We start from the raw sequence: 6,041 nt of genomic DNA, 5'->3' as shown, positions 1-6,041 counted from the left end.
TGCGGGAAGTAGGTGCCGTAGTCGGCGTACGCCATGGCGACGTCCGCCTGCGCCCAGAACCGGTGGTAGTTGAAGACCGGCTCGGGACCGCCGTCCAGGTACGCCTGCACCTTCGGCCAGTCCGGGTCGTTCTTGTAGAACGAGCGGATGTCCAGGAAGCTCTTGCCCGGGGCGATCGCGTCGCCGTTGGGCATCTTCCCGGTCCAGCCGTTGGGGACGTAGAGACCCTGGCCGTCGGCGGCGTTGTAGACGTCGTCGAAGCGCTTGTAGTCGCCGCGCTTCTCCGGCGTCGAGACGCCCTTGCTGTCGGCGGACGCCGAGAGCGCGTCCAGCAGGCCCTTGGCGGTGTTCTTCGCCGCGGTGTTGCCGGACTTGGCCGCGTAGGCGATGAGCGTGCGGGCGTAGGCGCCGGCGACGCCGACGTCCTGACCCTTGACCGTCACCTCGACGTGCAGATTGGTGTTCGGCTGCGGGCTGCTCGGGTTCCAGTTCGCCGGCTGGCCGGTCCACTTCATGTCCGACGGGATCGACCAGTTGGTGCCGACAGTGGTGTTGGCGATCGCCCACGGCACCCACTTGTCCAGCAGCGCCTTGGCCTTCGCGTTGCCGGTCTCCAGGTACAGCTCGGCGATGCGCTGCATCGACCAGGCCTGCATGCCGAACCACTGGTTCGACGGCGGGTCGTTGTAGACCGGGTCGACGTCGTAGTACATGCCGTAGAAGGTGGCGGTGCCGGCCGGCGGCTGGGCGTAGCTGCCGTCCCAGCTGTTGGTGGCGCCACCGGCGATGCCGCCCTCGGCGGACTGGAGCCAGGTGTAGAACTCCAGCTGCCGGTCGAGGCTCTTCTGCCAGTCGGAGACCGCGGTCGGCGACTTCGGCTTCAGCTCCGCGACGTTGGTCATGGCCCAGGCCGCGAACGGGTTCTGGTAGCCGAAGTGGCTGTGGCTGGAGCCGATCCGCCACGACCAGTTCTGCGAGGCGTCGTACGCGCCACCCCAGGCGTAGTACCAGGAGAGCAGGTAGTGCGCCGAGTCACGGCCGCTGCCGGCCGGGCAGGTGGACGCCCCGACGCAGTTGCCGATCTTCTTGAAGTACTTGTCGAACAGCGCGTAGCGCAGGTAGTCGCCCATCTTGGCGGCCTTCGCCACGGTGGCCGCCACGTCGGCCTGCTTGCCCTGCGCCTTGGCCCAGGTCAGCGCCCAGTAGGCGGCCTGGACGGCACGCGCGTCGGCGTCCGGCGCGTTTGTGTACTTCCACTGCTTGGCCGGGGCGCTGGACTCCTTGACGAACAGGTCCAGGTAGCCGTTCGGGCCGCCGTGCTTGAACGTGTCGCAGGACGGCTGCGGCACGGTCTCCCACACCGACTCCTGGGTGCCCCGCTGGAAGGTGTTGATGTACGCGGGCCGGGTGGTGCCGTCGCCGCAGCGGCCGAAGCCGTAGGTGTTGTCCACGTCGAGCAGCCAGTGCATGCCGTAGATGTCACCGGTGCCGTAGGTGGACTGCAGCTCCGAGCGCAGCGGGTCCTGGCCGACCGGGACGCTGGCCTCCAGCGCCGACGGGTACTGGCTGGGCAGGTTGTGCTCGGCGGCGTACTGCGGGGTGCCGGGCGAGCCGGCCGTCGCCTGGTCTGAATGATTCGGAATAATATATTTTTCCATCACCGTCCAGGCGTTGTTGAACGGGGCCCAGTTCTGGGTGACCCGGCCGTACTGCGCCTCCAGCCAGAGCCAGAAGCTGAACGCCTCCGAGGTGGTCTCGTGGCCATGGTCGGGCGCCTCGACGATCAGCGTCTCGATCGAGTGGTACGGCACGCCCTCGGGGCTGAAGTAACCCGAGTTCTTGATCTTGCCGTACTGGTCGAGGAACTTCTTGATGTAGGCGTTGTCGCCGCCCGGGGTGTCGTTGTCCGCCTCGGTGGCGACGACGGAGATCGGGGCGTAGCCGGTGGCCGACGCGGTGATCGTCGCGGTGCCGCCGACCGTGTCGGAGTCCTCCGCGGCGGAGACCGTGGCGGTGACGCCGGTGCTCCAGTTGCTCGAGGTGAGCGTCAGCGTGGACGGCGAGACCGTGATGTCGCTGTCACCGGTGACGGCGAGGGTCACCGGCACGGTGGCCGTGGGCGCCGCGCTGAGCGTGTACCGGACCGTGGCGCTGCCGCCCTCGGCCACGGTGACCGCCGACGGGCTGGCGACCAGCTTCGGGCCGCTCGCCGCGGTGACGGTGAACGACTTCTCCGAGACGGCGCTGCCGCCCGCGTTGTCGTACGCCTTGGCCTGCACGGTGTAGCTGCCGGCCGGCAGGTCGAGCAGGTCGTACCCGTACGGCGCGGTGGTGTCGGTGTTGACGAGCAGGCCGTTGCGGTAGAACTCGACCTTGCTGATGGTGCCGTCGCTGTCGCTCGCGGTCGCGGTCAGCGGGACGTCGGCCGGCGCCTCGAACGGGCCGGACGGCACGCTCAGGGAGACCGTCGGCGGCTGGTTGGTCTGCGCGCCGTTGCACGCGACCCCGTTGAGGGTGAACGCGGTGGGCTTCGGGTTGCTGCCGCTGTAGCTGCCGTTGAAGCCGATGCTGGTGGACGCGCCGGTGGGCAGGCTGCCGTTCCACGACTCGTTCGTCGCGGTGACCTCGCTGCCGGACTGGCTCCACTTGGCCGACCAGCCCTGGGTCACGCGCTGGCTGCTGTTCGGGAAGGCGAACTTCAGCGACCAGTTGTTCAGCGCGTCGCCCAGGTTCTTGATGGTGACGGTGGCGGTGAACCCGTTGTTCCAGTCGCTCGTCGCATAGGTCACGTCGCAGGCGGGCGCGGCCTGGGCGGCGCCCGCGGGCAGGGCCACCCCGCCTATGACGAGGGCGGCGGCGGCGACCATCGCCGTACGGCGACGTCTGGCCAGAAGTCTCATGTGGGCGGTGTCTCCTCGGACCGGGCCGGGACCGTGGGCCCCGGCAGGGCGCCTCCACGCGTCGACGGGGCGTACGCGGGGGGACGGAGGCGTCCGGAAAGGTGGTCGTCCCGGCCGTGCCGGGGATGGGGGCGCCGCACCGGTTCGTCACCGGGTGCCCTCGGCGGCCCGCGCTCGCGTTCACTGGCTCCGCGTGGCGTGACGAGAGTGTGACATGGAAGCGCTCCCACCACAACGGCCAGCGCAGATACGCGCTTCCATGTTTCGATCTCGTTTAGGGGCTTTTCCAAACCCGTGACGGGCGTTACAGTCGCAGCATCGCCGATGGGAGCGCTTCCATCGACGGTGATACAAGTACTGGATCGCCGGGTGCACCCGTGCCCGGCGCGTCGACCCAGAGGCCGACGGCGGACCAGCCCGGACGCCGCCGCCGGCCGCCACCCGCCAGACGGAGGGAGGTGGAACCAGAGCCACTCGCGTGGCCCGGCTCCCGCGCGACGCGCACGACGGACGCCAATTCCACTTCGTGCGTGTGTGCACCATCGGTGGGGACGGGGGTTGCCCTCCCCCGTCCCCACACTAAACCCCCGTTGTCGACGGCAAAAGAGGCCGACGGGACAGGCGTGCCACGCCACCCGGACGGCCTTTCTCGCTATCCACCCCACCCCTCGCCGCTCACGCCGCCGCGAGCGACGTTCCCGAGCGACGCCCCCGCCCACCCACTTTCCGGCCGCCCGCCGGCCGCGCCGCACCTCGCCGCGTCCGCCGGATCGGGGCCGGCCGCTCCCCGGCTATGATGGGAGCGCTCCCGGCCCAGGGCGGCCCGTCACTCCGAGGAGAAACCTCATGTCGTTACTCACCCGACGGCGCCTGCTCCGCCGCGCCGCCCTGTCCGCGACCGCGGCCGGCGCGGCCCGGACCGGGCTCGCCGGCGCCACCGCGGCCGGGATCGCCGCGTCGACAGTCGCGCTCGGCGGCTGCGACAGCCCGCCCGAGCGCACCACCGACCCGGAGCCGGACCGCGGGCTGCGCTTCCCCGACGGCTTCGCCTGGGGTGCGGCGACCTCGGCGTACCAGATCGAGGGGGCCACCAAGGAGGACGGGCGGGGTGAGTCCGTCTGGGACACCTTCAGCCACACGCCGGGCCGGATCCGCAACGGCGACACCGGCGACGTCGCGGCCGACCACTACCACCGGTACGCGCAGGATCTGGACCTGATGCGCGACCTGGGGCTGCGCAGCTACCGGTTCTCCATCTCCTGGCCGCGCATCCAGGCCGACGGCTCCGGCCGCCCCAACCAGCGCGGCCTCGACTTCTACCGCCGGCTGGTGGACGGGCTGCACGAGCGCGACATCGCGCCGATGGCCACGCTGTTCCACTGGGACCTCCCCCAGGCGCTGCAGGACGCCGGCGGCTGGGAGAACCGGGACACCGCCGAGCGCTTCGCCGAGTACGCCGACGTGGTGTTCCGCGCCCTCGGCGACCGGGTGCCGGTCTGGCTGACCGTCAACGAGCCGAAGACGGTGGTGCAGAACGGCTACATCTGGGGCCACCACGCGCCGGGCATCCGCGACGAGGACGCGGCGTACCTGGTCGCCCACCACCTCCAGCTCGCCCACGGCCTCGCCGTGCAGGCGCTGCGCGCCTCCGGCCTCACCGGCCGGATCGGCCCGGCGCTCAACCTGCACCCCTGCTACCCGGCCGACGACTCCGCCGAGTCGGCCGCCGCGACCCGGCTCCACGACGGCTACGAGAACCGCCTCTACCTCGACTCGATCTTCAAGGGGGCCTACCCGCAGGACGTCCTGGACGACCTCGGCCCGGACAGCCGGATGGTCCGCGGCGTCCGCGACGGCGACCTGAAGATCATCTCCAGCCCGGTCGACCTGCTCGCCGTGCAGTACTACACGCCGCTCTACGTCACCGGCGCCCGCGACACGGTCCGCAAGTGGCCCACCTCCGAGGCGGAGTGGCAGCAGATCTACCCGGAGGGCATGTACGACATCCTGACCCGGGTCACCCGCGACTACGGCCGGGTGCCGATCACCATCACCGAGAACGGCCTGCCCTGCCCCGACGTGCCCGGCCCGGACGGCACCGTCGACGACGCCGGGCGGGTCGCCTTCCTGCGCGACCACTTCGCCGCCGCCCACCGGGCCGTCGGCGACGGGGTGCCGCTGGAGAGCTACCACGTCTGGTCGCTGCTGGACAACTTCGAGTGGGCCGAGGGGTACGAGCAGCGCTGGGGCCTGGTCTACGTGGACTACGCGAGCCAGCGGCGGGTGCTCAAGCGCAGCGCCCACTGGTACCGCGACGTGATCCGCCGCAACGGTCTGTGAACGGCGCGCGTCCGGCCGGCGGTGTGCCGGCCGGACGCACGCGTCGGCTCAGTCAGCCCGGTAGCGCCGGCTGCGGATCAGCGCGGCAGCGCCTGCTGGAGTTCGGCGCGCAGCGCCGGGGTGAGCATCTCGCCCGCCTGCTTGGCCAGCCGCGCCATCTCGTAGCCGACCACGCCGATGTCCGCGTCCGCCCCGGCCAGCGTGGCCAGGATCGAGCCGTCCCGGATCTGCATCACCAGGAAGTAGCCGCGCCCCATCTCGACCACCGTCTGCTTGACGACGTCACCGTCGAACATCTGGGCCGCGCCGGCGGTGATGCTCATCAGGCCGGAGGTCACCGCGGCGAGCTTGTCCGCGTGGTCGCGCGGCAGGTGCGCCGAGATCGCCACCAGGAGCCCGTCAGAGGACACCACCACCGCATGCGCCACCCCGGGAACGCGCTCCGCGAACGCGTTCACCAGCCAGCTCAGGTCGCGTGCCTCCTGGCTCAACGTCGTCACTGTCGTCGTCCTCCTTCATCGCGCGGCAGGTACATCTCGGTGGTCTCCTCGGCCTCGGCCCGCCGTACACCGCTGTAGAGGCGCGACAGCATGCCGCCGACCGCCTCCGGGTCCGGCTCGTGCCGCACCACCTGACGGTCGGCCGGGGCGGCCGAGGTGAGCTGGGCCATCGGCACGCGTACCGGCAGGCCCCGCTCGTTGGTCCCTCCGGTCACCGGCGTCGCCGCCGGCGCCGGTGTCACACCCAGCGTGGACGAGGCCGGGCCCTGCCGGCTGAACCACCCGCCGCCCGCCGCGCCGG

Annotated in this window: 3 protein-coding genes and 1 pseudogene; 1 reads left to right on the top strand and 3 read right to left on the bottom strand. The window is 71.2% G+C overall.

The features are described from left to right. Positions 1–2,891 (bottom strand): glycoside hydrolase family 48 protein (locus ACPCK6_RS29100; protein ID WP_423482801.1); only part of this gene is annotated, 2,891 nt, incomplete at its 3' end. 855 nt (positions 2,892–3,746) lie between these two features. Here ACPCK6_RS29100 and ACPCK6_RS29095 point away from each other — a divergent pair. Further along, entirely contained in the window at positions 3,747–5,240 is a 1,494-nt protein-coding gene (locus tag ACPCK6_RS29095) for a GH1 family beta-glucosidase (protein WP_318334717.1), read from the top strand. Between the two features lie 77 nt (positions 5,241–5,317). On the opposite strand, the gene ACPCK6_RS29090 is transcribed toward ACPCK6_RS29095, so the two are convergent. Continuing rightward, the gene (locus tag ACPCK6_RS29090; protein ID WP_013287300.1) at positions 5,318–5,740 is read right to left on the bottom strand and encodes a roadblock/LC7 domain-containing protein; all 423 of its coding nucleotides are present in this window, start codon (positions 5,738–5,740) and stop codon (positions 5,318–5,320) included. Next, positions 5,737–6,041, bottom strand: a pseudogene (locus ACPCK6_RS29085) (nitrate- and nitrite sensing domain-containing protein); the annotation flags it as partial. The gene ACPCK6_RS29090 and the pseudogene ACPCK6_RS29085, both read right to left, overlap by 4 nt.

The organism is Micromonospora sp. AB353 (genome assembly GCF_049538395.1).
Classification (GTDB): Bacteria; Actinomycetota; Actinomycetes; order Mycobacteriales; family Micromonosporaceae; genus Micromonospora; species Micromonospora aurantiaca.
This window is presented reverse-complemented; position numbering and strand designations above follow the sequence as displayed.

What these genes read in the sequence shown, in the direction of transcription:
- ACPCK6_RS29095 (WP_318334717.1), top strand. Translation starts at nt 3,747, where the DNA reads ATGTCGTTACTCACCCGACGGCGCCTGCTCCGCCGCGCCGCCCTGTCC.